The sequence below is a fragment of the Streptomyces sp. NPDC044064 genome, assembly GCF_056434245.1.
Window position 1 is genome coordinate 1 of record NZ_JBWKFN010000059.1, and the last position, 25560, is coordinate 25560.

The 25560-nt window shown below is 73.1% G+C and carries 25 protein-coding genes; 4 read left to right on the forward strand and 21 right to left on the reverse strand.

What is annotated here, in order from left to right:
* Positions 1–112 precede the first annotated feature (112 nt).
* Positions 113–490, reverse strand: a complete 378-nt coding sequence (locus AC07DS_RS45600; RefSeq protein ID WP_479154621.1) for an SH3 domain-containing protein — start codon at positions 488–490, stop codon at positions 113–115.
* 458 nt (positions 491–948) lie between these two features.
* A complete protein-coding gene (locus AC07DS_RS45605; RefSeq protein WP_479154622.1) occupies positions 949–1296 on the reverse strand; it encodes an SH3 domain-containing protein in 348 nt (115 codons plus the stop codon).
* A 297-nt stretch (positions 1297–1593) separates the two neighbouring features.
* Here AC07DS_RS45605 and AC07DS_RS45610 point away from each other — a divergent pair, with 297 nt between their 5' ends.
* Positions 1594–1854, forward strand: coding sequence for a hypothetical protein (locus tag AC07DS_RS45610; RefSeq protein ID WP_479154623.1), 261 nt, complete (start codon positions 1594–1596; stop codon positions 1852–1854).
* A 78-nt stretch (positions 1855–1932) separates the two neighbouring features.
* Here AC07DS_RS45610 and AC07DS_RS45615 read toward each other — a convergent pair whose 3' ends face one another.
* Complete coding sequence (locus tag AC07DS_RS45615) at positions 1933–2385, reverse strand: hypothetical protein (protein ID WP_479154624.1); 453 nt, start codon at positions 2383–2385, stop codon at positions 1933–1935.
* 312 nt (positions 2386–2697) lie between these two features.
* Between AC07DS_RS45615 and AC07DS_RS45620 the strand changes: the two genes are divergently transcribed.
* The gene (locus AC07DS_RS45620; RefSeq protein WP_479154625.1) at positions 2698–3501 is read left to right on the forward strand and encodes a GP88 family protein; all 804 of its coding nucleotides are present in this window, start codon (positions 2698–2700) and stop codon (positions 3499–3501) included.
* 136 nt (positions 3502–3637) lie between these two features.
* Positions 3638–5428 (forward strand): MinD/ParA family ATP-binding protein, encoded by a 1791-nt coding sequence (locus AC07DS_RS45625; RefSeq protein ID WP_479154626.1) that lies wholly within the window; start codon positions 3638–3640, stop codon positions 5426–5428.
* 281 nt (positions 5429–5709) lie between these two features.
* Here the strand turns inward: AC07DS_RS45625 and AC07DS_RS45630 are convergent, their stop codons facing one another.
* The 3 genes from AC07DS_RS45630 to mobF all read right to left on the reverse strand — a co-directional run bounded on the left by AC07DS_RS45630 (position 5710) and on the right by mobF (position 11268).
* Complete coding sequence (locus AC07DS_RS45630; RefSeq protein WP_479154627.1) at positions 5710–5985, reverse strand: hypothetical protein; 276 nt, start codon at positions 5983–5985, stop codon at positions 5710–5712.
* A 130-nt stretch (positions 5986–6115) separates the two neighbouring features.
* Entirely contained in the window at positions 6116–7054 is a 939-nt protein-coding gene (locus AC07DS_RS45635; RefSeq protein ID WP_479154628.1) for a hypothetical protein, read from the reverse strand.
* Positions 7051–11268 carry a MobF family relaxase gene (gene mobF, locus AC07DS_RS45640; protein WP_479154629.1) on the reverse strand — a complete coding sequence of 1406 codons (4218 nt, stop codon included), beginning with the start codon at positions 11266–11268 and terminating at the stop codon, positions 7051–7053. Before mobF ends, AC07DS_RS45635 begins: the two co-directional genes overlap by 4 nt.
* A gap of 350 nt (positions 11269–11618) precedes the next feature.
* Between mobF and AC07DS_RS45645 the strand changes: the two genes are divergently transcribed.
* The gene (locus tag AC07DS_RS45645) at positions 11619–12206 is read left to right on the forward strand and encodes a hypothetical protein (protein ID WP_479154630.1); all 588 of its coding nucleotides are present in this window, start codon (positions 11619–11621) and stop codon (positions 12204–12206) included.
* Between the two features lie 116 nt (positions 12207–12322).
* Here AC07DS_RS45645 and AC07DS_RS45650 read toward each other — a convergent pair whose 3' ends face one another.
* The 15 genes from AC07DS_RS45650 to AC07DS_RS45720 all read right to left on the reverse strand — a co-directional run bounded on the left by AC07DS_RS45650 (position 12323) and on the right by AC07DS_RS45720 (position 25405).
* On the reverse strand, positions 12323–12946 hold the full coding sequence (locus AC07DS_RS45650; protein WP_479154631.1) for a hypothetical protein: 624 nt from the start codon (positions 12944–12946) through the stop codon (positions 12323–12325).
* Between the two features lie 171 nt (positions 12947–13117).
* Complete coding sequence (locus tag AC07DS_RS45655; protein WP_479154632.1) at positions 13118–14527, reverse strand: DUF3145 family protein; 1410 nt, start codon at positions 14525–14527, stop codon at positions 13118–13120.
* A 221-nt stretch (positions 14528–14748) separates the two neighbouring features.
* Positions 14749–16062 carry a DUF932 domain-containing protein gene (locus AC07DS_RS45660; protein ID WP_479154633.1) on the reverse strand — a complete coding sequence of 438 codons (1314 nt, stop codon included), beginning with the start codon at positions 16060–16062 and terminating at the stop codon, positions 14749–14751.
* A gap of 577 nt (positions 16063–16639) precedes the next feature.
* Positions 16640–17170, reverse strand: coding sequence for a hypothetical protein (locus AC07DS_RS45665; protein ID WP_479154634.1), 531 nt, complete (start codon positions 17168–17170; stop codon positions 16640–16642).
* A 220-nt stretch (positions 17171–17390) separates the two neighbouring features.
* Positions 17391–17531, reverse strand: a complete 141-nt coding sequence (locus AC07DS_RS45670; RefSeq protein WP_479154635.1) for a hypothetical protein — start codon at positions 17529–17531, stop codon at positions 17391–17393.
* A 144-nt stretch (positions 17532–17675) separates the two neighbouring features.
* A complete protein-coding gene (locus AC07DS_RS45675) occupies positions 17676–18731 on the reverse strand; it encodes a hypothetical protein (protein ID WP_479154636.1) in 1056 nt (351 codons plus the stop codon).
* Positions 18732–19040: 309 nt separating this feature from the next.
* Positions 19041–19211 (reverse strand): hypothetical protein, encoded by a 171-nt coding sequence (locus AC07DS_RS45680; RefSeq protein ID WP_479154637.1) that lies wholly within the window; start codon positions 19209–19211, stop codon positions 19041–19043.
* 47 nt (positions 19212–19258) lie between these two features.
* Positions 19259–19735: a hypothetical protein gene (locus tag AC07DS_RS45685; RefSeq protein WP_479154638.1), complete on the reverse strand. Its 477-nt coding sequence runs from the start codon at positions 19733–19735 to the stop codon at positions 19259–19261.
* 217 nt (positions 19736–19952) lie between these two features.
* Positions 19953–20393, reverse strand: a complete 441-nt coding sequence (locus tag AC07DS_RS45690; protein ID WP_479154639.1) for a DUF6283 family protein — start codon at positions 20391–20393, stop codon at positions 19953–19955.
* A 3-nt stretch (positions 20394–20396) separates the two neighbouring features.
* Complete coding sequence (locus AC07DS_RS45695) at positions 20397–20612, reverse strand: hypothetical protein (protein ID WP_479154640.1); 216 nt, start codon at positions 20610–20612, stop codon at positions 20397–20399.
* An 88-nt stretch (positions 20613–20700) separates the two neighbouring features.
* Positions 20701–21006 (reverse strand): hypothetical protein, encoded by a 306-nt coding sequence (locus AC07DS_RS45700; protein ID WP_479154641.1) that lies wholly within the window; start codon positions 21004–21006, stop codon positions 20701–20703.
* Between the two features lie 336 nt (positions 21007–21342).
* Positions 21343–21807 (reverse strand): hypothetical protein, encoded by a 465-nt coding sequence (locus tag AC07DS_RS45705; protein ID WP_479154642.1) that lies wholly within the window; start codon positions 21805–21807, stop codon positions 21343–21345.
* 235 nt (positions 21808–22042) lie between these two features.
* A complete protein-coding gene (locus AC07DS_RS45710) occupies positions 22043–22390 on the reverse strand; it encodes a hypothetical protein (RefSeq protein ID WP_479154643.1) in 348 nt (115 codons plus the stop codon).
* A gap of 78 nt (positions 22391–22468) precedes the next feature.
* The gene (locus tag AC07DS_RS45715; protein ID WP_479154644.1) at positions 22469–23134 is read right to left on the reverse strand and encodes a DUF5983 family protein; all 666 of its coding nucleotides are present in this window, start codon (positions 23132–23134) and stop codon (positions 22469–22471) included.
* Between the two features lie 234 nt (positions 23135–23368).
* Complete coding sequence (locus AC07DS_RS45720) at positions 23369–25405, reverse strand: hypothetical protein (protein ID WP_479154645.1); 2037 nt, start codon at positions 25403–25405, stop codon at positions 23369–23371.
* Positions 25406–25560 lie beyond the last annotated feature (155 nt).

A 25560-nucleotide genomic window follows, 5' to 3' on the forward strand; every position in this document is an offset into this window, starting at 1 on the left:
CCCCCCCCCCCCCCCCCCCCCCCCCCCCCCCCCCCCCCCCCCCCCCCCCCCCCCCCCCCCCCCCCCCCCCCCCCCCCCCCCCCCCCCCCCCCGCTTCCCGGAGCTCGGGTGTCTACCACCAGTTGTCGAAGTCCCCGCGCACCCAGCCCTTGACACCCTTGTTGGGACCCGACGTGATCTTGACGTAGTCCCAGGACATCTTGGTCGCGTAGTCCTTGTAGCAGTAGATGTAGGTGCCGGTCCCCTTGGCCAGCACGCCCTTGGAGTAGTACGAGGTACCCGGGCCGTTCCTCAGGTTCACCCCGTTGGTGTTGATGTGGCCGTGGAAGTAGTACCAGCCCGAGTTGCACGCGGACGAGCCGACGGCGGAGGCGGCGGGCGCCGTCGCGAGCGCACCGCCGACCAGGGCCAGGGTGGTGGCCGCGAGAGCGGTGATGCGGGGGATACGGCGCGTGGGAACTCGCTGGGAGATCGTTCGGGTCTTGGACACAGCAGCCTTCCTTGCTGAGGTGCTGCGGGTGCCCAGTCGGTACTCCAACCCCCGTGGGCTGGAAGGCTTGTGGCCCCTGCCCTGTATGCGGAGGGAGCGTCATGCCAGGCACCGCAGCGTGTGTGATCAGTCGGATTCGATGGGGGAGGGACCAGACGGCGGCAGCCGCCCGGACGGAGGCCGTCGACCGCGTGGCAGATGACGGCGGTTACATGTAGGACCTCGCTTGCGATGTCCTCTGGCGCCGCGCTAACCAGCACTGACGCGGCGTGTCTCTCGCGGTGTCCCCGCCGGTGCGTCTCACTCCCGTGGCCTTTTCCCCGCCGTTCGGCGGCAGTTGAGACTTGCCGCAGAGCTCTGCCCTCGGATGTCTTACTCCGGGGTCAGCCAAGAGACATCGCTCGTGAGAAGGGGACACGCGAAACGAGGACTTACAAGCGGCCGGGGACGCGCTGTCGTTATCCGGCGAGCTGGAGCAGCATGTCCTTGCGGATCCACCCGTAGGTGCCCGCCGGCAGGCCGCTCTTCGACCGGTAGATCAGCCTCGTGTAGTACCAGTCGCTCTTGCCGCAGTAGACGCGCACGTCATCGCCGCTGTAGAGGAACCCCTTGCTGCTGTAACTGGTCCCCGGGCCCGTGCGGTAGTTGACTCCGTTGTAGCCCACGACGGCGTTGTGGTCGGCGATGTTGTACGTGCAGGCGGAGGAGCCCACGGCGGAGGCGGCGGGCGCAAGGGCCGCGGCGGTGCCGCCGAGGAGAGAGACGGACACGGCCACGGTGGCCAGTCGTCGACGTATGGCAGTCATGGCGATCTGTGTCCCTTCAGGACTGGTTGATCCGAGTTGCGGTGACACCCGCGCACCCCTGGGAACTGGCGTCAGCGGCCAAGGCGGGGTACAGCCTGGGATGAGCAGTGGGGGCGCGGTGGCCGTGTGCCCGGCAGGCGGGCACACGGGTTGCCGGCTCCCGTCCGGCGCTCCGGATTCCGCCGGGCCGCTCCCGCCGGGCGGGCGGTCAGGCGCTGCACAGGCGCCGGAGCGGCTGGGTCCGCACAGCTTCTCGAGCACGGCGCGGACCTGGGTCGGCTGCTCGGTGGGCAGGCCATGGCGGCCGGCGGGGACCACATGGAGCTGGGCGTGCGGAAGTTGGGCGGCCAGGCGCAGGGCAGGCGCTGGCGATGCCAGCTGTCCTCGATGAGCAAGCCCAGTTCGCGCACACCGTCGCGGTCGGTGCGCATCAAGTGGGCGACCGCGATGGCCTGTTCGGGCTCGTCGGCGTGGGTGGTGATCCAGGTCGTGCCGCGGACCGGGTCGGTCAGCCGCCGCCGCTCGGCGGGCCGCAGGTCGCGACGGGCGGCCTGGTAGCGGCTGAAGCGCGTGGCCGGGGTGCAGCGGGCGTGCAGGGCATGGGCGGTCCCTCCGGAACGGGTGAGAGCGGGCGGATCAGGCGGCGGCGAAGCCCCCTGGGACCGGGCGGGGGGCGCGAGCGGAGGTTTCCGGGGCGCGGGCGGGGCGGGCCGGCTGCTTGGTGGTGCGCACGATTCGGACCTCGGGGATGTGGCGGGCGCAGGAGGTGCAGACTTCTGCGAGGTGCCAGACCCGGCCCGGCATCGAGCACACCAGCGCCAGGACGATCTCTCCGGCGCAGCTTGAGGTCTTGGCGTCACGGTGCCAGGTGGTGCACTGGCAGGCGCAGTAGCGGGCCGCCTGTGGCGCGCGGGCCGTGTTCGCGTGGTGTGCGAGGTGGTTGATCGCGGCCTGGGCCAGGTGGCGAAGGTCGCGGGAGCGCTCGGGCAGGTCACAGTTGTCGCTGCAGGACAGCTGCGCCTGGCGGTCAGCCCTTCCGGTGACGCGGACGGTCCACTGGCGGCCGGGGGTGCGCTGGAGGGGGCTCATGAGCGCCGTCCCTTTCGTGTGAGGCTGGCGCGGCCGCGACCGGCGGCGCCGGTGATCACTATGGGCGGGGCGCGGGGCTGGGGGGCAAGCGCGCAGCGGGCTGCTTCCCGTGTGGCGGCCCATTTCTTCGCCACCGGTCCGCAGGGCGGGCAACGGCGCGGGGCGTGTGGCGGTCACCGATGCAGGCTTCTTCGCCCGTGAGCCGGGAGCGCGCGGGGTGTGCTGCCCTCCAGGCGGTTTCCCGGCCGGACCGGGCCGGTAGCCCGGCACAGACTCCAGTTCTGGTTCGCCTTCGCCCTCCGGGAGGTCTCTGTGACGGACGCACCGATACCGGCTGTCCGGGAGCATCCGGCACCCGCCAGGCCCCGGTTCCTGCTGACCGTGATGCGCTCCGGCTGCGCGTCCGAGCGCATCTTCCGATGGACGCTGCCCGCGCACGAAGGCCGCCTGCCCGACGGCCGTGAGTACAACGCCTGTCCGACCGCCGGCGTCTGCGCGGACCTGTGCTACGCGCGGGCTGGCACCTACAGGTTCCGCAATGTGCTCGCCGCGCACCAGCGCAATCTGCAGTACGTCATGGACGATTTGCCAGGCTGGGAAGCGCAGATGACCGCGGAGTTGCAGCACCGGCGCTACCGCTCCGCTGACGGTCAGCCTGTCCACGTGAGGGTCCATGACGCAGGCGATTACTGGTCGCTGCCGTACCTCAAGGCGTGGCTGCGGATCTTCCGGTCCGCCGAGCATGTGGTCTTCTACAGCTACACCAAGCAGGTCGCGCTGTTCGAGAAGTGGGTGCGGCCCGATCCGCCCGCCAACTTCCGCTGGCGCTACAGCTACGGCGGCACGCAGGACGACCTGATCGACCCGCTGCTGCACCATCACGCTGACGTCTTCCCCGACGAGTTCTCGCTCGAGGAAGCCGGGTATACCTCGCAGACCCCATCGGATCTGCGCGCGGTGTACGGGCCGGAGACGCTCGGTCTGGCCGCCAACAACATCCCCCATCTCAGGGCCCGCCAGGGAGGACGTACCTTCCGGGCGCTGCAGCGGGCCGCCAACGCCGAGAAGGCGGCGCGGCGCGCCAAGCGGCGTGGTCCGTCCGGCCGTTCGGCCTGACCCCCCCTTTGACCCCGCGGGCCGCCGCCCCTCCCCCTGCCCGGCGGCCCGCGGCTTGCCCGTACCGCGCGCCGCGCGGCAGCAGATCCGTGTGAGCCGCCCGGCACGAGGCGGTGTCGACCCATCAGGAGGCAGCGTGCACAGCGACCAGGATGCGGCCACAGCCTGGCCCGGAGCCGGCGGGGGCTGGTCCGGGGCCAGCGGGGATGCCGACTTCCCCTACACCTCCCCGGCGGGCTGGTACACCCAGCCACTCGCGGGTCCTGCGCCGGTGACCTCCCCGCTGGCCACCGCCGCAGTGGCCGCGCCGCAGCCGGTTCCCGCCCCCGTGCCGCCAGCGCAGCAAACGGCCCCCGCACCCGCGCCCGCCGGGGTGGTGCAGGGCCCGGCCGGGGAATTCCCGGCGCCGCCCGCACTGTTCGCCGACCCGCAGAGCGCCGTTGCGCAGGCGGCTCCCGCGCCCGGCCCGGCCCCCGCAGCCGCCGCTCCGCCCGCCACTGCGGCCTTCCCGGCCGCGCAGGTCCCGGCGCCCGAGGGGTACGCCGCGCCACCAGAGCCCGGGCCGCACGGCAGCGCGCCGTACGTCCCATCCGGTCCGGCGGCACCTGCGGCCGCGCCCGCGTACGGGTATCCGCCCGCCGCGCATGCCGGGGCAGGCCCAAGCTACGGGCATCCCCCACTGATAGCGCCGGCCACCGTGCCCGGGTATCCGGCTGCGGGTGCCGGCCCGGCTGATCCGGCGTATCCAGGGCAGGTCGCGGCGCCGGGCTACGACGCTGCAGCGCCGGTGGCTCCGGGCCCTGTTTCCGCGGCGCCCTTCCCCTACTCTGCCGCTTCCCCCGCTGCTCCCCCGGCCGGGCATGCCCCTGCACCGGCGGCGCCGCTGGGGCACAGCGCGGCGACCGAGCTGTCCTCCGACCGGCTGCTGCGCGGCGGCAGGAGCAAGGCCCGCAGCAGCCGCCCGGGCTCCCGGCCCTCGCGGTTCCGGCTCGGCGGCGCGAAGGAGGAAGCCGCGCTGCAGCACAAGCTCGAGGTGATCCGGACGCCGGTGCGCGGCTGCTACCGGATCGCCGTGATCAGTCTCAAGGGCGGCGTTGGCAAGACGACCGTGACCACCGCGCTGGGCTCCACGCTGGCCAGCGAGCGGCAGGACCGGGTCTTGGCGATCGACGCGAACCCGGACGCCGGAACGCTCGGGCGGCGCGTGCGCCGCGAGACCGGCGCCACCATCCGCGACCTGGTGCAGGCGATCCCCTCCCTGCGCACGTATCACGACATCCGGGCCTTCACCTCGCAGGCGAAGTCCGGCCTGGAGATCGTCGCCAACGACGTCGACCCGGCCATCTCCACCACCTTCAACGACGAGGACTACCGGCGGGCCATCGACGTCCTGGGAGCCCAGTACCCGATCATCCTGACGGACTCGGGCACCGGTCTGCTCTACAGCGCAATGCGCGGCGTCTTGGACCTGGCCGACCAGCTGATCGTCGTCGCCACGCCCTCGGTGGACGGCGCGTCCAGCGCGAGCACCACGCTGGACTGGCTCAACGCCCACGGCTACGGCGACCTGGTGCAGCGCAGCCTCACGGTGGTCTCCGGGGTGCGGGAGAAGGGCCGGATGGTCAAGGTGGAGGACATCGTCGCGCACTTCAGCGAGCGCTGCCGCGGGGTCGTCTCGATCCCCTTCGACGAGCATCTGTCGGCCGGCGCCGAGGTGGATCTGGACCTGATGCGGCCCACGGTCCGCGAGGCCTACCTGACCCTGTGCGCCCTGGTCGCCGAGGGGTTCTCCCAGCCTCGGCGGCCCGCCCCGGGGGGCGGCGGGGGGCCGGGAGGATATCCGGGCCACCCCCAGGAGCCGTGGCCCGGCGGCGGCCAGATTGGCGGGTACCCGGCGCAGCCCGGCTATCCCGGGCCGCTCCAGTAACGAAGGCGCACGGCATCGCACGGCGCTGTGGGGCGACAGGGGCCGTCGTGTGCAACACGGTGTTCCAGCTCGAGGAGCTCGAGGCCCTCGGCAGAGGTATACGAGATGCCGCTTCTACTCTCCGGCTGCCAGGGAGACCGGATCGAGCCCGGCGAAGTGGTAGTTGAGGGAGGCGAGCAAGATGGAAAGGACAGCCGCCCGCCGGCCGGGGTGAGTCCGTCGGACCTGCTCCCAGGCACGGTCTGGAAGGCTCAACTGAATGACGTCTCGCGCCAACAGCATCATCGGATCGTCGGCCGCTTTTCCAATGGAGATGACCAAACCGTCTGGCCGAGTGTCACCGGCGAGCATCCGCCCAGCGACCTCATCGTGGCGCGCAGGTCCGTCTCGTCACCGCGCACAAGGTCCCGCAGCAGCGCAGTGTTGGCCGCGCGTCCGGTCACCGGATCCACGGATGCCATTCGGCACAGCTTGGGAAGGACCGCGCGCCGTGATGGCAGCACGGCGGCAGCGGCAGCGGCCAGCTCACCCTTCTGCTGCTCGTTCAGGTCAGGCACGCCGGGTGCCGACGGGCAAGGCGGAACCCATGGAGCCCACCGGAACGGGTGGCTGCAGCCAGCCGCAGGGCGCCAGTTCAGCCGCCAGAAAGTGGGTTTTCCGGCTACTGATGGCCGGTTCGTTTGGCACTCAGTCTTCGGCGAGAATCTCGGTCTTCGCTGCGACGGACCACCCGAGCCGGGGTGCAGGTGTCGGATCCGCGGGGCTGCGGCCTCTTTCCGCGTGCCGTGCCCGTTCACTGACGTGTCCGGGCCGGGCCGCCTCCTCGCGACCGTGTCCTGCGGCGCCGGACACGGTCGGCGGCGCGTCGTGTCCAGGTCGGCCGGGAGGCGGTACTCGTCCGGTGCCGGGCGAGGGCCGGGCCGGGCGCGGTGGGCGGACCAGAACGGCCGGATGGTCGGGATCGGGGGTGAAGCCGTAGCGCAGGTAGGTGCGGTGCAGGGCTGGGGTGCGGGCCGCGGTGACGGCTCCGACGTCGTGGTCGTCGGCGTAGGCGAGGGCGGCGTGGACCAGGTAGGCGGCGGAGACGGGGTCGTCTTCGAGGCAGGCCAGGTTGCTCACGGTCCACCAGTTTCCGCCGGTGCGCCGCCGCGCGCGGCGGCAGGATTCCACCGCTCGGGCGGGCCAAGCGGCGGCGAGTTGGCGGGTGAGGCTGGCCAGCAGCAGGGCAGCGATCAGGGTAGTGGCGGCCGTCGCGCTCCACCGCATCCAGGGGGCCGGGGCTCCGGCGGCCGCGGCCGCGGCGCCGAGCCCGGTCGGCAGCAGCAGGGCTGTGGTGAAGGCGAGTTCGGCCAGGAGCAGAGCGGCTGCCGCGGCCAGGGCGCGGGTCGCCGCGATGGCCGGGCCGCGGACGGTCAGGACCGCGCCGCCGTGGGCGAGGAGCCGTCCTTGGGCGTGGGCGTAGGTGAGTTGAAGCAGCCACAGCGCGGTGCCGGTGGCGCGGGAGGTGCGGTTGCGGGCGGGCGGTCCCAGGCGGCGCTGCAGCAGCGCTGCGTGACGCGGCAGATCGCGCCAGCGGGCCCTCAGGTAGGCCGGTGCGCGCGGCACGGTGGGGTGGCGGTGGTTCACCGGGCGGGTCCTCTCGGCGTGGCAGGGTCGGTGGCGGTGGGCTGCTGTGCGGGCGCAGCGGTGGCGGTCAGGGTGGTGAGTTCGGTGCGCAGTTGCCGCCAGGTGTGGGTGTCGGCCGGGTCGCCGGGGGGCGGGCCGAGCAGCTGTCCGCCTAGATCGGGGCGGTGCTGGTGCCAGGTGGCGAGGCGGGTGTACAGGGCGCACCAGCGGGCCCGGTGGGCACTGTCGTCGGGGTGTGGTGGGGGCATCTGTCCCATCCAGGCGGCGGGTGGCGGGGTGCCGTCGAGCGCGGTCTGCCAGGCGGTGGTGGCGGTGGGCCAGGCGGTGGTGGTGTCGTGGGCGCCGGGGCGGGTGAGGGTGCGGATGCGGGTGGTGAGGTCGTTGTAGGCGGGCACGTCGTGGCCGCTGGTGGGGCGGGGCAGCGGGCCGGTGCCGTGGGTGTCGGGCAGGGATGCGGTGCGGCTTCGCCAGGTTTCGACGAGTGCGGCGGTGGTCTGCCAGGCGTGGCGCTGCCAGGTTTCCGGGGGTGGGACGGGGCCGAGCGCGGTGGCCCAGGGCGGGGGCTGCTGGGCCAGCTGCAGGCCCCGGGCGGCGAGCAGTTGACCCAGGACGCGGCGGCGTTCGGTGAGGTGGCCGCGCCAGTCGGCCGGGGTGTCCGGATCGTGTTCGAGGCGGGCGTCGGCGATCCAGTCGGGGACCGGTCCGCTGTGGCGGGCGGGGTGGGGGGTGCGGTCGGGCAGGCGCGTACGCAGGTCGCGCTCGGCGCTGATGAGCTCGACGAAGCGGCTGGTGCGGGCGCGGGATCGGGCGTTGCGGTAGTGCTCCTTGGCGCTGGGGGTGCGGCGCTGGAGGTGGGCGCGGTGGGTCAGGGCGAGGGCGGTCAGGCGGGCGAGCTGGGTGTCGCTGTAGCGGGCGAGCGGCCGGTCGGGGTCGGGGCGCGGGGTGGTGGCGATGAGCTGGTAGATGCGGTCGGCCAGGACGGTGGCGGTGTCGTCGTCGCCGCTGTCGTCGACCGGTTCGGTGCCGATCCGGGTCAGGGTGCGGCGGGTGCTGTGGCCAGCCAGCTCGGCGGCGGTGAGGGCGGCCAGCAGCTTGGGCCAGCCTTCGTCGGTGTAGGCCTGGGCGGCCAGGGCGGGCAGGATCTCGCGCAGCAGCGCCCGGGCGCGGGCGGTGGCGGCGCGGGCGGCGGTGTCGGCGTACTGGGCGGCGTGGACGGCCGGGCTGGTGGCCTCGTCCTGCAGGTCGCGCAGGAGTTGGTGGGCGGAGGTCGCGGCGCGGCGGGCGTGGGCGATCTGGTGCAGGGCGGCGGCCTCGTCGGCCACCGGGTCCTTGGTGGGTTCGGTGATGCCGAGGTAGAGCTTGTTGGTGCGGCGTCCGCGGGTGAGTTGGACGTAGACGCTTTCGCGGGAGGAGGAGGCGGTGGCGTAGGCGTGGGCGGTGTCGCACGTCATGCCCTGGGCGCGGTGGACGGTGGCTGCGTAGCCGAGCTCAATGTGGGCGGCGGTGTAGTCGGCGGGCAAGGTGATCGTGGCGTGGTGGGCGGTGTTCTTGACGGTCAGGGAGCCGTCCGGGTGGACCGTCAGAACTTTCCAGGCGTCGCCGTTCTTGACGAAGTCCCGCCCGTTCAGGACGGGCAGGGCGCGGTTGTTGCGGCGGGTGACGATGGTGTCGCCGGCGTGGGCGCGGGTGCCGTCGCGTAGCTGGCGGTGGGCGGTGATGTCGAGCAGTTGGCGGGCGGCGGCGTCGGTCTGGGCGCGGGCGTTGAGTTCGCGCACGGTGGCCGCGTCGGGGGCCATCATGACGCTGCTCAGCCCGGCGGCGACATCCGCGCTCCAGGCCGCGTAGACCGCGTCGAGCATGACGGCCGGGTCCCCGGAGCGGATGCGCCGGTGGTGGCGGTGGAAGGTGAAGGCGTCGGCCGGGTCGCCGTCGCGCAGGACGAGGGTTGCCGCGCCTTCGCCGGGGGTGGTGAAGCGGTGCAGTTCGTCCAGGCGCACCGTGTCGGGGTGGCGGTCGAGCAGGCGGGGCAGGCCTCCGGCGTCGATGGCGGACAGCTGCAGCGGGTCGCCCAGGAGACGGACGTGGGCGCCTGCGGCCCAGGCTTGGGCCAGGATCCGCTGGAGGTTGAGGGTGCCGGCCATGCCCATCTCGTCGACGACGATGACGTCGCCGCGGGCGAGGGGAAACCGTTCGTCGGCCAGGCCTTTGGCGTGCTGGTCGCGGTGGTGCAGCCAGGCGTGCAGTGTGGTGGCGGGCGCGCCGAGGTCGTCGGTGAGGGCCTGGGCGGCGCGGGAGGAGGGGGCCAGGGCGATCAGGCGGCGCCCGGAGGCGGCCAGGGTGTCGGCCACCAGTTTCATCGCGGACGTCTTGCCGGATCCGGCTGGGCCGATGCCGCACAGCAGCAGTTTGTCGCCGCAGGCGAAGGAGCGGGCGAGGGCCAGCTGGGCGGCGCCCAGGTGCGGATGGCGGCGTTGGGCGCGCGCGAAGTCGGCTGCGTCGGCGGCGGGGATGACCAGGGTGTCGGCCGCCGCCAGGAGGTCGTCCTCGGCGGCGATGAGTCGTCGGGTGGTGTAGGCGGGGGCCTCGGCGCGCAGGAAGACGCTGCTGCCGTCGGGGCGTTGCTGCTCGGGGTGCAGGTCGACCAGGGAGGGCGGGCGCAGGTCGACGACCGGGTCCTCGAGGGTGGGGTCGGACAGCGCGCGGGCGGTGATGCGTTCGGTCGCCTCGGCCAGGTCGAGGCTGGGCGGGAGGGGGCCGCGGGTGAGGTGGTAGCCGAGCTGGCGCAGCACTTCGGCGCGCACGTGCTGGGCGGCGAACACGCTGCGGCGTTCGGCGACTTCAGCCAGCGCGGCGGTGGCGATCTGCTGCTCGAAGGTGTCCAGGTCGGTGCCGTCCGGGGCCGGTTCGGCGTCGGCGGCGGCCTGCCGTACGGCGTCCAGGAGCGCCTGGGTGACGGCTTCATCGGGGCGGGCGTCGACGTCGCCGAGGGCGGCGCGGGCGGCGGTGAACCAGATCTTCTGCAGGACGCGCAGCGGCCTGGCAGCGCTGAGCGGGGGCCGGTTGGTGACCGCGGCCTGCTGGGCGAGCGCGTACCAGACAGCCGGGGGCGGGGTGCGCTGGTGGCGGGCGTAGTAGTCGGCGACGAGGCGTTCCAGCTCGGTACGGACGGTCTTGCTGCGCGTGCTGAAGGCGTCGATGAGCTCGTCAGGCAGGCCCGCGATCTCGAGCACCGGTCTCTTGCCGGCGGCCGCCGTGCGCTGCCGCATGACCAGCCCGAGCCGCTCGCACACCAGCCGCATGACGGTGGAGTTGTACAGCTCGCTGACGGTCACGGCGTGGGCCAGCAACGGGCGGGCGTCGATGGTGCGCCATTTGCCGTCGGGTCCTTGGACGCGGTTGGCGATGATGACGTGGTCGTGGAGATTCGGGTCGCCGGGGTCTCCCCGGGCGGTGAAGTGGCGCCACCGGGCGGCGACCAGTCCGGAGGTCACCTGTTCCTGGGCGATGCTGCCCTTGGTGGAGGCTCGGGTGGCCAGGACGTGGTCCTCGATCCAAGCGAGGGTGGTCTCGATCGCCTCGGTGTGCGCGGCGTCGATGACGGCCCGAACCTCAGCTCCGCCCATGATGCGCAGGGCCTGTATGGAGCCCGGCGGGCGGTAGACGACGCTCCAGCCCAGGCAGGGCTGACGCACCGGCGAGGTGCGCATCCGCAGGTAGGCGTCGAGTTCCTCGACCGTGGCCGGGCCCCGCAGGTACTCCGCCCGGAAGTGCTGGGCCGCGACGTGCCGGCGTATCGCGCGGCGCTGGGCGTCAGTGAGCGGGCTGCCCGCCCGCTCGGCGGCTTCCTCGAAGGCCTGCTCTATGGCTTCCAGCAGCGGGTCGGTGGCCGTGGGGTCGCTGAACTGGGAATAGGCGGCGCCGAGTTTCCCCGCCCGCCAGGCCTGCTTCTCGCTGTCCCCCGCCGCCAGCCGCTCGGCCACGATGTCGCCCGCCCGCGGGTGCCGGCCAAGCCCGAACAGGGATTCCGCTTGCGCCCGCAGCACCTCCTGTCCGGCCACCCCGAGCACCTCGGCGGCTCGTCCCATCCACACCCCTGGCGGTGCGCCGGCGTTCAGGGATCCGTCGGCGGCAGGCAGGGACTCCGCGCGGACCGTCTGCGCGAGCAGATACCGGTACCCCGCGGCCGCCGTCACCTTGCGGAACTCCGCCACCACGACGTCGAAGCTACGAGGCGATCAGAGTTGCAAAATCTGTCATGCCGTTGTCCTGACCTGCCCCTCCCCCATCCCCGGACAAGCCGGTGACCTGCACAGACATCAGCAGCAAGGAGCAGCGGGGTACGGAGGTTGCCCCGGAGAACGGGGGTGGGACGACTTTGCCGCCTCCCGCGGGGTGGGCAGAAATCATGGTCGTGGCCCGTGGGACGGGAGCGCGGGCAGCTGGCTGGGGTGAGCGCTTCGGTCGGGCGGGGGTGCCGGGTGAGGCTGCCTGTGCGGGTTCCCGGGGAGGGCGGCAGGGTGCCGTCCGGGCGCAGCCCACGGTTCGGGGCCGGTTAGGGGTTGTGATGGTGAGGAAGCCCAAGGCGAAGGCGTCGGCTGCGGCGAACGTGGTGGCGGCGCGGGAGCGGGCGCAGCAGTTGGCGATGGCGCCGATGGCGCGGCAGCAGCGGCTGGTGGATCGGGCGACTGACTTCTTCTTGGCGACCGAGCGTCAGGACCTGGCGCGGGAGGAGGGGGAGCGGGAGATCCGGGCGATCCGTGAGCGGGTGGTGGAGCAGGTGGAGGCGGCGCGGGTGGAGGCCGGGGCGGCGGTGGTGGCGATGCTGGGTGAGGACGAGCCGGTGGGGGCGGTGGCGGAGCGGCTGGGGCTGCGGCGGGCGGATGTGCAGGAGTTGCGGCGGCTGGTGCGGGCGCAGGAGCCGGTGCGGGGGCCGGGGGCTCGGGGTGGGGTGGCACGGCCGGCGGCGGGCCCGGGTGCTGGGTCGGGCGCCGGGGTGGCAGTGGTCGCCTCGGACGCCGGGGACAGGGGCGGGGCGGGCGAGGCGCGGCCGGTCGACTCCGGTGGCGCGGGCGGCGCGCGACCGGCCGGGGCGGCGGTGAGCGGGGACACGGATGCGGGGGACGCGAGGGGGCCGGGAGCCGGGGTGATGTAGGCGCGGTGGCGGGATGCGGGAGGTGTGTCCCTGCGTGTCCCTGGGCGGGGCGGGTGCGCGGCGTGGGGAATGCCGGGAAGTGTGTCCCTGGGTGTCCCTGTGTCCCTGGGCGGCGGTCAGCGCATGCCGGGGGCGGCGCCGCCTCGCTGCTGGGGCTGCTGGGGGTAGTGGCTCTGGGCGGGGTAGCCGGGCGCGGCGGGCTGCTGGGGCGCCGTGGGGGCCTGGGGCTGCTGGGGCGCGGTGGGGGCTTGGGGCTGGGGGGTCATCCAGGGCGCGGCGGCGCGTTCGCCGGGGGCCTGGGGGGTGGCCGGCTGGGGGACGTACTGGGGCTGCGGCTGGGCGGCTGGCTGCTGGGCGGCCGGGGCGGGGGCCGCGGGCTGGACGTACTGCTGCTGGGGCGCGGCGGCGTACTGCTGGACGGCCGGAGCGGCGGAGGGCGCGGGGGCTGGGGCGGGCGCGGGGGTGAGCCAGACGTGGACGGTGTGCTCGCCCGGGAGGCGCGGGAGGGAGAAGCCGGGGACGGCGATCTCGTACTGGATACTGCCGTCGCGGGTGGGGATTTTGGTGACGCGGTTGACGCCGGCGAGCCAGTGGGTTGTGTCTTCCGCTGTGCGGCCTCCTCGGTCACGGTCGCGTGGTTCGGTGACGCGGATGAGGGCGACGGTGTCGAGGATGGTGGCGAGTTCGGCGACGGTGGTGCTGGTGTCGGCGGGCCGGTTGGGCTGTGGTGCGGTGGTCACTGGCGTTTCCCCTCCCCCAGGGTGCGGGCGGTCTGTGAGGGGTGACGGTACCTGCGGGGTGGGAGGTGCGGGCGGCGCGTCCCGTGGGGCGGGAAGGGAGTGTGCGCGGGGACGCGAAATGGCCCCGGCACGTGGTGTGCCGGGGCCCGTGGGGCGGGTTCGCGGGGAGGGTCAGTAGCGGACTGGCTGGGTGAGGTAGACGGTGTAGTGGCCGGGCTGGCTGGGGCGGGTGGCGGTGGCGGTGGCGCCGTTCAGGTCGTCCGGGTGGTCGTGGCTGATCCAGGCCAGGAGTCGGCGTTCCGCTTCGTGGGCGGTGGTGGCGTTGAGGGTGTAGACGGTGGTGGCGAGCTGGCCGTCGGCGTCGATGGTGGTGTCGGAGACCTTCTTGGCGTTCCAGCGGTCGGCGGGGACGGTGGGGAGGAGGTCGGTGGGGAACCGGGTTCCGCGGCGCGGGGTGCGCTGGTCGCGTTCGAGGTTCGTCGCCTGGTGGTTGAGGTTGGTCTCTTCGCGCTGGGCGTCTGCGATCTGCTCGGCCAGACCGTGGGGGGTGAAGGAGGCGCCGCCGAGGTGTTCGGGGAGCAGTGCGGCGAGGGTCGGGCCTATCTCGGGGTCCTCGGCTGCGCTGCGCAGGGCGGCGAGGGCCTTGTTCAAGCAGATGTCGGTGGCGGCCCAAGTGTCGAGGGGGGTGGAGTTGATGCGGAGGTTGACGGCGAGCTGTCCGTCGGGGGTGGCGCGCAGGGCAGGGTGGGCGGTTTCGGTGAGGATGCCGATGTTCAGGGTGTAGGTGTCGTCGAGGTAGGTGCCGATGCGGAGTCCGGCCAGCGTGGTGACGGGGAAGGAGTGGTCGCGGTCGGCGGGGTCGGGCGGGAGGTAGAGGGCGGCCTGGTGGAAGTCGGCCGGGGCGGGGGCGGGGGTGTGGCCGGGGTTGTCGGCGTCTTTGTCGGTGGCCGGGCACAGGTCGCGGTCTTCGAGGTCGAACCAGTGGCCGTAGGGGGTGCCTGCGGCGGGGTCGTCGTAGTACCAGGTGATGGGGGTGCCGCAGGCGCCGCAGCAGGAGGTCTGCCCGTGGGCGGGGGGCTGGTCGGTGTGCCTGAATGCGTGTTGTGGGTGGGAGCTGGTGTGGGCGAGGGCGGCGCGTACGTGGGTGCCGAGGAGCGCGGGGGCGTAGAGGGCGAGCCATGTACGGATTGGCATGTCGGCGGGGGCCTGGGTGAGGGCGTGGCGGACTTCCTCAGCGGGGACGAGGGGGGTTCCGTCGGCGTTGCACTGGGCGCGGAAGACACCGGCGTCGGGGTGGAAGGCGATGTAGGTGCCGTGCTGGGTTTCGGCGGGGTCGTTGGAGAGTTCGAAGGCGGTGTTCGGGGCGGTGCTGGCGAGGGCGGTGGCGAGGTGTTCGGCGGTGTCGGCGCCGGCGCGGGTGACGTAGGTGTGGCCTGGCTGGAGGTCGGTGAGGGGGTGGGTGTCGTCGGCGGTGAAGTCGGTTGCCAGGTGGTGGGTGTTGAGGGCGTGCAGGACGGCAGGGAGGTCGCTGCTGGTGGTGGCGTGGACGTTGATCTGGAGGGCGGGCAGGTGGTCGTCCATCTCGGTCTTTTCGCTCCGGGGTTGGGCGCGGCGCCGGTGCGGCGCCGCGCGGTTGGGGTGGGGCGCGTCGGATGGCTTCGCCGTCGGCGGTCGGCGGTTCGATGTGGTCGTCCGGCTCGCGCGTGGTGCCGTGCTGGGGGCGGAACGCGTCCGGGCCCACGGGTGCCCGGCGGGGTGCGGGCCGCACCCCGCCGGGCAGGGCGCGGCCGCGGGTCTGTCGATCAGGCCCGGGTGAGCAGGAGGAGCCGCCGGTGGGCCTTGGTCTTGATGTCGTCGTCGGCTCCTTCGAGGGCGGCCGTGGCGCGGGCGATCTCCTCGGTCATCGTCTGGCCGGGGCGTCGGGGGGCGACGTGGTCGAGGTAGCCGGTGATGGCGCGCTCTGCGGCGTAGGCGGTGCGGCCGACCCTGTCGGTCTCGGTGCGGAACACATCGTTGAGGGCGCTGAGCCGGGTGGCGTGGTTGGTACGAGTCCGCTTGGGGGCGTCGTCGGCGAGGGGCCACAGGTCGGCGATGACCTTGTGGAAGTCGGCGACCGCGATGTCGGTGCGGGCGAGCGCGGTCTCTTCAGCCGCGAAGTGCTCGAAGTACTGGACGGACAGGCCGAGAGTGCGGCGGGCCTCCTTGATCTGGTTGGTCGCTCCGGCCGTGTGGCGCACGGCCCAGCGGGTCACGGCGTCGCGGACGGCGAAGCGCTCGGTGTTGGCGCAGACGGGCCGCCACGGGGTGACGACGCACTGGAACTGGCCGTTGCCGGAGTGGTCGTTCATCACGGCGACGTAGGGGACGATCTGGTCGTTGATGCCGTCGGCGTCGACGGTGACGGACTGCGGCAGGCGGATGGAGATGAACACGCGGCGCCCGCCCCGGATGACCCCGGCGGACTCCCACACGACGTCGAAGCGGCCCACCAGTTCCTGAAGGAACTCGAAGCCCTGCCGGTTCTGGATCGGCTGGTATCGGCGGCCGACGACGCCGAGCGGGGCGCCGGTGTCCTCGCGGACGGTGTGGAACTGGTCGGCGTGCTCGCGCAGTTCGCCGTCCCACTGGTAGAGGGCGGGCACGGTAGTGACGGTGAAGTCGAGTCCGCCGGTGTCCAGGACGGTGTCGATGTCCGTGGTGCCGCCGGGAATGATCTGGCCGAGTCCGTGCCATGCCGGGGATGACGCGTACAGGGCGATGGTGCCGTCGGCGCGCTCGTCAAGACCGTGGTTGGCGATGATCGCGTCGATCTGGCCCTGGACGTTGCGGGAGACGGTGAAGACCTCGCCCTTGTCCCAGCCGGTGAGGACCTCGTACCGGTCGCCCCCGATCGGGCGGACCTCGCCCCGGTCGATGCGGGCCTGAAACGCGTCCTCGCGACTGCGTACGCCCTCGATCTGGCGGGCCTTTTCGTCGGCGAATGCGAGGTTGACGTCCGGGGTGGTGTTCCGTGCTCCCGAGAGGGCCTGCGCCGGCGGGGCGACGCGGGTGGTCGTTCCCGCGGCGGGAACGTCCTGCGTCTCTGCCGCGAACATCGCTTCCAAGTCGAATGCCATTTTTTCCTGCCTCCGTTTCCCTGTGCCGGACCACCCCGGCACACCTGCAAACTATGTAATCTACGCGTCTCATTCAATGAACAGGGAGGCGGAATCCGACCAACGTGACGCAGCCACGAAGGCCGAAGGGGCGGGCGCGGAGCGCGGCCTCCGCCGGGTTTCGGCGAGAGCTGGTTGGGCCTCACCCCCGCTCGGTGCAGCTCGGGGTTCTCCTAGCCGGGGAGTGTCTGCAAGCACGTGGATGAGCACCGCGGTACGGACGGGATTTGGTATCGCCGTCGAACCGGTGACCGACCGTCCGCCCTGGCCTCTGACGGCCTCTTCTCGCTGGCTGCGTCTGTGCATCAGCCTTCCACCGGCCCGGCGGTCGAACGGCTGCCGGAGCCAAAACAACCTGGTGCGCTGGAACCCGAACTTGTGCTTACAGACAGGGGAGTTCCGGTTGCGTCATCGTCGCTTCCGTGATTGCTCTGGCCCGCCGCCTGCACCACCCCGGCTGAGTTGGGGGCGCGCAGGTGGCGGGTCCAGCCGCTCAGTTCGCCTGACGTCCTCGGGGATAGAGGGCGGCGGGGCGGGTTCAGGCGGACGGGTCGTGCCACACGTACAGGCCGCCGCGGGCCGCGGTGAAGCTCCCGTGCGAGGGGGCGGCCGCCGGGTCGGTGGCGCCGGCGGACGGGGCGCGCTGCACGCCGTCCGGCAGGCCGAGGACGGCGACGGAGCCGACGAGGAACTTGTACGTGCCCGCGTCGCGCAGCGCCTCCAGCTCCTCGCGATCCATCGAGGGTTCCCGGCCCTGGCGGCGGGTGCCGCCGCCGACGAGCCGTCCGTTCGGGGCGACCAGGTGCCAGGCGGCGGCCGCCGCGCCCAGGGGCGCCACGCACAGCGGCGAGGAGATGTCGAGCTGACCGTCAGCGTCACGGAAGACGCAGACCCGACGGTCGCGGGTGGCTTCGGGGCCGTCCCTGAACGCGATCTCCACCACGCTCAGGGCCCATCCGTCCAGGCGGGTGACCAGGCCTGGGCCGCCGTCGTAGACGAATATCTCGTCACCCGGGGCGTACAGCGGGGCCGTCTCGGCCGGGGCGGTGCCTGCGCTCTCGGAGGCCATCGGCGCTCCCTTCCGTTCGTTGAGGTCTCGGTGCGGGCCCGCGGGCCCGAGGGCCGGACAGGGATTCCCGCCCTCGTTCGACACGGCCTCGTTCCGGCGGACGCGGTGACGGTTTGCTCGTGAAGTGCGGGGCTGGGTGTCCGCGTGGGCGTTCATCGGTCTCCTCGCGCTGGTGGCGCGCGGCGCCGGTGCGGCGCCGCGCGGGTCGGATGGCGGGCGGTCAGATGGCTTCGCCGTTGACGGTGGGCGGTTCGATGTGGTCGTCCGCCTCGCACGCGGTGCCGTGCTGGGGACACAGGGCGTCCGGGTCGAGGGGAATGCCCAGCGGTGTGCGCGCGGCGTTCGCCTCGTTGCCCCGCATCGCCGCAGGGGGGAGGAACTTGAGGAACGAATCGGACGCCGCGCGGGCGGGTGGCGTACGCGGCAAGAGGGGGCGAGTCCGGGGGGCCGCCAGGGCACGGGCCGGGTGGCCGGTGACCCCGGCGCGGGGCAGCGGTGCGGGGCGTCAGCTTGTGGTGTGCTGGACGGGCGCGGCGATCAGGCCGTCGGGGAGCGGCGAGACCACGTGCCAGTCCGCCGCGGGCAGCGCCTGACGGATCGTGGTGTCCATCGCGGCCGCTTCTTCGCGTTCCGCGGGCGACTGGTATGCGTGGGTGAGGCCCCCGACTTGCAGTGAGACCAAGACCTGGTCGGTGTCGGGGAGCGGCTGGACCTTGGCGCCGGTGCAGCAGTGGTCCTCTTGGGGCAGAACCAAGACGCCCGCCTCCTCGATGACGTCACGGAGGCTGCGGTGGCCGAGGGTGCACGGCGGGGCCGGGTCGCAATGGTCGACCGCGGAGTCGACCGGGTTCCGCTCGGCGAGCGCCTCCTGCTCCTGGTGCCGGGCGTGGGCGGCGAGCATGTCCCGTACCTGCTGCCCGTCGTGGGCCAGGCAGACGGACGTGCTCACGCCCGACGCGGTGTGCACGACTTCCAGGAGCCCGTCTGCGAAGTTGCCGCACTCGATGCAGCAGCGGGTGTCGTCGTCCTGGTTTTCCGGGACCAGCGTGTACGTGAACGTCGGCTTCACCGGCAGGTGAGCATACGAGCCGTTGACCACGTTGAGGATCTCCGCGATGCGGTACCGGAGTTGCGCGCACCGGTCGTGCAGGTCGAGCTGGACGCTCTTGTCCTGTTCGGTACGCAGGCGCACGCGTGCGGCGTACAGGTCGCGGTCGGCGGCGGCGAGCCCCGCCTGATTGGCCGGGTACTCCTCGGCGGGGTTCGCGGGGGCGGTCCCCTGCTGGGCGTGTACCGCCTCGGTGGCTTCTCGCGGGGCGCGGGCGACACGGGCGACGAGTCGCGTCTTCTTCAGCCGTCGTTCGGTTTCCTCGCCGGTCCGCGTGGACTGCTGGGTGATGCGCAGGAATTGGGGCGACGCCTCGGCGATCGCTGTGACCTTGGCGGTCTCGCCCTCGTTCCACATCAGCGTGTCGCCGACGGTCAGTTCCTGGGCCTGAACGGCGGGCTTTCGGCCCACGCCTCGCAGGTGGATCGTCGGGCTGGCGGGTGTGTGGGTCATGCGGGAGGTGCCTTCCTCGAAGGGACGTGTGGTGGGCGGGTGAAGGGCGGCGCGTTGCTGCGTCGGCTTCACCCGCCCCGGGGCGTGGGAGAGGGGCTAGTTGGTGGCGTGCGCGGCGAGTTCACGCAGCAGGCTCAGGGCCCCCTCGGCGTCGGGGTCGCACAGGCGGCGGGCACGAGGATTCGGACGTGTCCGGCGGGCGGGGGTCAGTCGGTGGCGGGGGCGAAGGGTTAAGGGGCGTGTGGTGGGCGGGTGAAGGGCGGCGCGTTGTGGCGTCGGCTTCACCCGCCCCGAGGCGTGGGAGAGGGGCTAGTTGGTGGCGTGTGCGGCGAGTTCCCGCAGCAGGTTCAGGGGCTCTTCGGTGTCGGGGTCGCACAGGCGGCGGGCCTGGTCGGTGCTCAGCGCCAGGAGCCGCTGCGCGGTGCCCCGTATGGGGTGGGTGATGCGGTAGGGGCCGATGGCGTAGGCGTGGCCCGGCACCGTGTGCAGCGTGTATCCGGCCAGGTGGCAGACGATCGCTGCGGCGGTCAGGGTGACGCCGGCCGTGGTGGGGTCCTGGTCCTTGGCCAGGTGGGCGAGGCGGCTTCCGGGGCGGCGCTGTGGCTGCCCATGCCCTGCTGGTCGTGGATACCGGGATGGGCGTCGATCCAGTCGAGGACCTGCCGGGCCAGCAGACCCCGGTCCGCCTCGGACAGCAGACCCTGCGGCCAGGTTCCCTCAGTACAGGTGCGCTGTTCGCGGCTGCTGTCCTCGGCCAGGTACTGGAGGGCCTTGCGGTCCAACTCGGTGGCGGCCGGGCAGTAGGCGTAGGTGCCCTGGTATCCGTCGTCGGTGAGGACGGACCGGCCGGGGCCGCACCCTCCGCCGGAGGCTTCGCACTTGCGGGCATGAGCGACGACGGCCGCGCCGGTGTCGGCGGCGGCGGACGACAGGAAGCCGTTCGCGCGGCGGGCGAGATCGAACACCGGCAGGACCAGGATCGGGACCGGGATGATGTCAGACATGCGGGAGCCTTCCTCGTGAAGATCAGGTGCGCCGGGGCGGAGCGGCGGGGGAATCTCGCCACCCCGCCCCCCGACACATGCAAACTATGTTTTTCAAGATTCACATTCAATACTGGGGCGCGGCGCGCGAGACCGGCACGCGTCCCCTCCCCCGCCTGGTGCGGGCCGGGGACACGAGGATTCGGACGTGTCCGGCGGGAGGGTCGGCGGGCATCGGTCAGTCCCCCTTGGGTCCGATGAGGTCGGTGCGCCTGCGTTCGATCTTGCGGATGGCCAGGGCGGCGCCGAGGTCGGGGTGTTCGATGCCGCTGCGGCCGTGGGCGCCGGCCTCGGCGCCGGAAGCGAACAGTGGCACGGGCGAGACGTAGTCCCGGACGGCCTCGGCCGCCTCCACGGTGATCTCCCCCGTCAGCGTGGCGATGCGCAGCGCCATGAGGTGGTCGCCGTCGTGGCATCCGGCCCAGCCCGCGCAGACCCGGGCGCGCTCGTCGTTGCGGTCGGTCTGGTGGCACAGGAACAGCCCAGGCGGCTGGTAGGCGGTCTCCTCGTCGAACGCTTCCAGCTTGGTGTACTCCTCCTCGGCCCAGATGCCTGCGGGGACGTCCTCGCGGTACGGGCAGGAGGCGCAGGGGCTCGGCGCGGGCGGGTGGACGGTCACGGGTCAGTTCTCCTCGGCGGGGCGGTTGGCGTCGCGCTCCACGGGGCGGACGAACGCGGCGAGCGGGTCGGCGTCGCCGGGCCGGGACGGCCAGCGGACGCCGGTGACGACGTCGTGGTGCGCCCTGCGGCTGGCGTTGGCGCTGTCGGTGTGGTCGGCGCTCTTGCCGCAGGTGTGCGTGTCGCCGTGGGCCACGGTGGTGGCGCGGCAGTGCTGCATCGGTGCTCCTCGGGCTGTGGCGGGTCAGCAGGGCGGGTGCCGCGCCGGGCTCTGGCAGGCGCTGGCGCGGCGGGGGTGTGCGGGCGGCTCAGGCGTCCGGGTCGTCCCAGTCCTGCCAGCGGGGGAAGCTGAGCCGGATGCTGAACGTGTACGTGGCGTCGTTGGCCTTCAGCTGGCGGGTGCACCCGGCGTACTGGTGGGTGGTCAGGAACTCGCAGACGGTGAGGCTGGCGTGGGTGCTGTCGTCGGCGGTGTACTCCAGGGGGCGCAGCTGCTCGCCGGGGTAGGGCGGCCACTCGTAGGCACCGAGCACCTCGGCCCGCGTCCAGGCCCAGCCGTTGGCGGCGTTCGGCGTGGCGGCGCGGACGTGGACGACGTCGGCGCTCTCGGGCACCAGGGCGCGGATGGTGTCGACGGCGGCGGGGGTGCGGCGGGGCTGGCGTACGGGCCCATGCGGGGTGCTCCTCGGGTCTGGGGCGGGCTGGCGGATGACCGGGGGGGTCTGGGGGCAGCCTCGGGCGGCTGCCGCAGATGAACGCCGGGGCGGAGCGACCGGGGGGCTTTCGCCACCCCGCCCCCGACACCTTCAAACTATGCTTCCCAAGATTGACATTCAATAGACGGGCTGTCCCCCGGCGGCGGCCGAACGGCTGCATCGTCGTCGGCAGCGGCGCGTCCTGGCGAAGCCTCCCGACCGTCACCTCGGTCTAGACGCGGCCCGATTGCCCGCTCACCCGGTGCCTCCCACGGCGACGGCGGTGGTCCGCTCATGCAACTGTTCCCGACACTCCCAGCACGGGCACGCCGCGATCAGGGCCGTCAGCTTGTCGTCGCGGAGCGCCCCGAGGGCGTCGCCGATCAGCACCAGGGCCGCGTGCCGGTACACCGTGCGCAGCGGGTCATGGTCCGCGATCAGCTCGGCCAGGGAATCGGACGCGTCGATCAGTTCCGAGTAGAAGTCCCGCGCGGGCTGCGGTATCCGGTCCAGCGCCTGGAAGGTGAGCGGCCCGCCGTCGGTAGGGGCCTCGGCCAGCAGCGCGCGTACCGCCTGGTCCAGCGGGCGCAGCGCGCGCAGGAACACCCCGTCCTTGTTCCGCTGCAGGTAGGCGGCCCGCCATGCCTCCAGCGCGGCCGTGCAGTCCGGTACGGGCCGGGAGGGCGCAGCGGCCGCGGTGGGCGTGGTGGGCGTGCTCATGAGCAAGTGGGCTCCTCAGTTCGGGCCCGGGGCGCGGCGGCCCCGGGCGGGGCTCTACAGGGTCAGGAAAGGAACGTCTGGCGCAGAGGCCGGACCGGCTGCTGTGATGGAACGCCGGGGCGGCGCGGCACACGCACGAGAGCGGCACACCGCTTCCGCCCAGCCGCCCTGGTGCGGGCCGGGGGCACTGACGAGTTCCTCGGACTGCACCTCGCCGCCGGCAGTGCTCACGCGCTCACCACCGCTCGGCGGCGGGGATGCGGCGCGGCTCGCCGCTCACGGCACGCTCCCGGCGCTGCTCGTAGGTCTCCCCGCGTTCCTCGTCTACGTCGGCGGGCTGGGCCCACGTGGTCGCCGGGGGCACGCAGTTGCATCGGAGCCCCGAGTCGAGGGCGTACGGGCAGGTTTCGGTGTGGTCGGAACCGATGGGCTTGAACCCCATCGCTTCAAGCAACTTGATCTTGAACTCGGCGGGCAGGTCCTTGGCCTGCTCCAACAGCTCAGCGCGGTTGGCCAGCAGCACGACCGGTGCGGGCGCGCCGACCAGCTCTCGGACGGCTCTCAGCTTCTCCTCGGCGTCCATGTGATCCCCCTCGGGCTGTGGTGGTGGGTGGTGGTCAGTCGGAGTTGCCGCGCGCGCCAGGGCCGGGCGGGTGGAGAGCTAGTCGTCGAATGCCGCGAATTGGTCGGTCGTGTCGGCGTCCGCGTCGAAGACGATGTAGGCGCAGTTGTGGGCGCGCGCCAACTGCACGATGGGCAGCAGTTCCTCGGGCCAGTCGTACGCGCGGGCCCGTTCGCCGGCGGACTCCGGTGCGTACATCAGCCAGCCGTGTTCGAGGCGGTAGGCCAGCACTCCCTCGATGGAGTTGAGGGCATCGCGGGTGGCCGGGGCCAGGTGCAGGGTGGACAAGTCGAGGAAGGACCGTATGTGCGGGTGAATGCCCGCGGCGGGCTGGGCGGATTCGTCGCGGGGGCGGGGGTCGATGGGGACGACGGGGATGCCGTCGGCGTTGCACTGGGCGCGGTGGGTGCCGTCCTGTGGGATGTGGGCGATGTACAGGCCGTTGGTGGCGTCGGTGGGGAACTGGGTGATCACGAATGCGGTGTCGCGGGTGGTTTTCAGCAGTGCGGCGGCCAGGAGTTCGGCTGTGTCGGTGGTGGTGCGGGTGCCGTAGACGCGTCCGGTGCGGACCGTGGCCAGAGGGTCTGGATCGCTGGCCCATGGGTCGGTGGCGAGACGGTGTTCGTTGAGTGCGTCGAGGACCGCCTCGCGGTCGGTGTCGCTGGTGGTCTGGATGACGGCGTGGAGGATGGTCAGGTCGGGCACGGGAGCGCCTTTCAAGGTGCGGATGCGGCCGGGCAGGGGCGCCGCGTGGGCGGGTGGAGTACGCGGCAGGGAGTGAGTCCGGGATGTGGGGTGGATCGCCGGGGCACGGGCCGGGTGGCCGGTGGCCCCGGCGCAGGGGCAGCGGTGCGGAGCGTCAGCTCGTCTGTGCCTTTCCGCAGCAGGTTCAGCGCGTCGTCCCAGGGCGGCACAGTCGGCGGACCCTGGCACCGGGGGTCAGGCGCGGGCGGCCTGCTCGTCGCGGACGGCCATGGGCAGCATGGCGGCTGCCTGCGACCGGTAGTCCTCCAGGGCCTTGGCGTACGTCCCGGCCGCGGTGATCCAGCCGTACCGGGCTGAGTGCAGGCGGCCGGCCTGGAATGTGTAGCCGGTCAGGCGGCCGTGCTCTGTGCGCTCGGCCTGGAACGCCTCTGCGTGCGGGTACGTGCCAGCCACGCGGGCCCGAGCCTGGTCCTCTGTCATCTCCCCCGGCTGCGGGCGGTCGCACAGTCCGCACAGGCGGGTGTTGGGCACGCCGTCGACCGCCTCGTCCACCTCCAGGACCACGTACACGCAGCAATCCCGGCACGGCACGTCCACGCGGCGCACACGCCGGTGATACTCCAGCCGGTCCTCGATGGTGAAGCGGAGCGGTCCGGCGCTCACGCCGTCCAGAACCAGCCACACGTGGGCGTTGGTGGTCTTGTCCACCTGGAGGCCCTTGACCTCCATCGCCTGGCCGTCGACAACCACCAGGTCGCCGTCCTTGGCGTGGCAGGCCAGGCCCCGGGGGCGCGGCGGGTTGTGGAAGACGGCCGTGGTGTCGCGCATGGTCAACTCCTCGCGGCTGCCGCGGCCGGGGCGGCAGCTCCCCGGGCACCCCCACATGACGCCCTGCTGGCGGTCGTGCTGGGCGAGCTTGCCGGAGGACAGCAGGGGCGCGGTGTGGTTGTCGTAGCCGCACAGGCCGCTCGGGCCGTCGTAGTCGGTCGGCCCGTGGAAGGGCACCTCCAGGCGGCGGCGCACCTCGGCGGCGGCGGCCTGGGTCACCCGGCTGTCCGTGCCCGGGTACGCCTTGGCACGCAGGACCGCGCGGCGCGCCTCGGCCTTCCATTCCTGGTCGACCTGCTCGGCGACCTCCAGCACCTGGGTGACCGGCACGCCCAGTTCTCCGGCGATCTCGGCGACCTCCACGGGCCACGCCTCGGGCACGGCGTCCTTTGCGGCGTCCAGGTCGTGGAAGAACCCAACGGTGCCGTCGCGGCGCTCTGCGTAGGGGGCCCAGGCGGCGTAACGGCCGCGGCGCATGCGGGCGCCCTCGTCGTGGACGGTGCCCAGGAAGGTGCCGCCCCGGACGACGGCCCAGCGGCCGGCGCCGTCCGGGTCCAGGCGCACGGTGTCCGGATCCAGAGCGGCGGCCATGCGCCCCAGGGTCTCGGTGGGCTCGGCGGTCACCAGGGCAATGTGCTCGGCCATGGGGGCGTCGTCCAGGCCGGTGCGGCGGGCGAGGCGGGCAGACTGGTCGGCCTGCCACCGGTACTCGCTGCCGTCGCCCTGACTGATGGCGTTGCGGACGGACACCCAGTGGTAGCGGGCACGGGCTCCGTGGCCGCTACGGAACGTCCAGGCGATGCGCTCCCCGTCCGGCAAGTCGACCGGCTGGAAGCTATGAGCGGTGACGTGGGCGGCCAGCACCAGGGTGCGGGCTGCGACCTCGGTCACCAGCTCCTGGCGGCGCGCCTCGGCGTCCCGGTCGGCGCGGTGCAGGACGTGGGGGGCGACCAAGTCGGCGCCGCCGTCGTCCCAACGCACGGCCTGGTAGGCGTAGGGGGCGGCGCCGTCCGCCATGCCGAACGTGATGCCGGTGCGCTCGGTGCCCTTGGCACGCATGACCACCCGGGTGCCGTCCGCGTAGTAGGTCAGCTCCGGGTCGAACATGGTCGCGGCCGTGACTGTGTCGGCGTCCAGGGGCCGTACGCGCCGCTCGATGTCGGCGACCTTGGCGGCCTGGGCGTCCTCCGCCGGGGCGGCAGGGGCCTGCTCGGCGACGTCGCCGGCGGGGGCCTCGGTCTCGGCCGACGGCTCGGCGGCCAGGGCCTCCACGGCGCGCTTGCAGGGGCCGCACGCCTTGCCGCCGGCGGCCTCTTGGGCGGTCAGCTCCCGGGACACCTGGCGCTTGCAGCCGATGGTGTGCGAGTGGAACGCGTCCTTGCGGACGTAGTGCACGGCCTTGCCGTTGCCGACCTGGGCAGGGGCGGTGGTGATCGCGGACATGGACAGGTTCTCCTAGAGCGTAGTGAAAACAAAGGGGCGCAGGGCGCGCTTGGTTCCTGTGGCGGGGGGGGGGGGGGGGGGGGGGGGGGGGGGGGGGGGGGGGGGGGGGGGGGGGGGGGGGGGGGGGGGGGGGGGGGGGGGGGGGGGGGGGGGGG

What these genes read in the sequence shown, in the direction of transcription:
- AC07DS_RS45610 (WP_479154623.1), top strand. Translation starts at nt 1,594, where the DNA reads ATGGCGGCCGGCGGGGACCACATGGAGCTGGGCGTGCGGAAGTTGGGC.
- AC07DS_RS45645 (WP_479154630.1), top strand. Translation starts at nt 11,619, where the DNA reads ATGGTGAGGAAGCCCAAGGCGAAGGCGTCGGCTGCGGCGAACGTGGTG.
- AC07DS_RS45710 (WP_479154643.1), bottom strand. Translation starts at nt 22,390, where the DNA reads ATGGACGCCGAGGAGAAGCTGAGAGCCGTCCGAGAGCTGGTCGGCGCG.
- AC07DS_RS45665 (WP_479154634.1), bottom strand. Translation starts at nt 17,170, where the DNA reads ATGGCCTCCGAGAGCGCAGGCACCGCCCCGGCCGAGACGGCCCCGCTG.
- AC07DS_RS45695 (WP_479154640.1), bottom strand. Translation starts at nt 20,612, where the DNA reads ATGCAGCACTGCCGCGCCACCACCGTGGCCCACGGCGACACGCACACC.
- AC07DS_RS45615 (WP_479154624.1), bottom strand. Translation starts at nt 2,385, where the DNA reads ATGAGCCCCCTCCAGCGCACCCCCGGCCGCCAGTGGACCGTCCGCGTC.
- AC07DS_RS45670 (WP_479154635.1), bottom strand. Translation starts at nt 17,531, where the DNA reads ATGCGGGGCAACGAGGCGAACGCCGCGCGCACACCGCTGGGCATTCCC.
- AC07DS_RS45675 (WP_479154636.1), bottom strand. Translation starts at nt 18,731, where the DNA reads ATGACCCACACACCCGCCAGCCCGACGATCCACCTGCGAGGCGTGGGC.
- AC07DS_RS45685 (WP_479154638.1), bottom strand. Translation starts at nt 19,735, where the DNA reads ATGTCTGACATCATCCCGGTCCCGATCCTGGTCCTGCCGGTGTTCGAT.
- AC07DS_RS45655 (WP_479154632.1), bottom strand. Translation starts at nt 14,527, where the DNA reads ATGGACGACCACCTGCCCGCCCTCCAGATCAACGTCCACGCCACCACC.
- AC07DS_RS45705 (WP_479154642.1), bottom strand. Translation starts at nt 21,807, where the DNA reads ATGAGCACGCCCACCACGCCCACCGCGGCCGCTGCGCCCTCCCGGCCC.
- AC07DS_RS45720 (WP_479154645.1), bottom strand. Translation starts at nt 25,405, where the DNA reads ATGTCCGCGATCACCACCGCCCCTGCCCAGGTCGGCAACGGCAAGGCC.
- AC07DS_RS45660 (WP_479154633.1), bottom strand. Translation starts at nt 16,062, where the DNA reads ATGGCATTCGACTTGGAAGCGATGTTCGCGGCAGAGACGCAGGACGTT.
- AC07DS_RS45605 (WP_479154622.1), bottom strand. Translation starts at nt 1,296, where the DNA reads ATGACTGCCATACGTCGACGACTGGCCACCGTGGCCGTGTCCGTCTCT.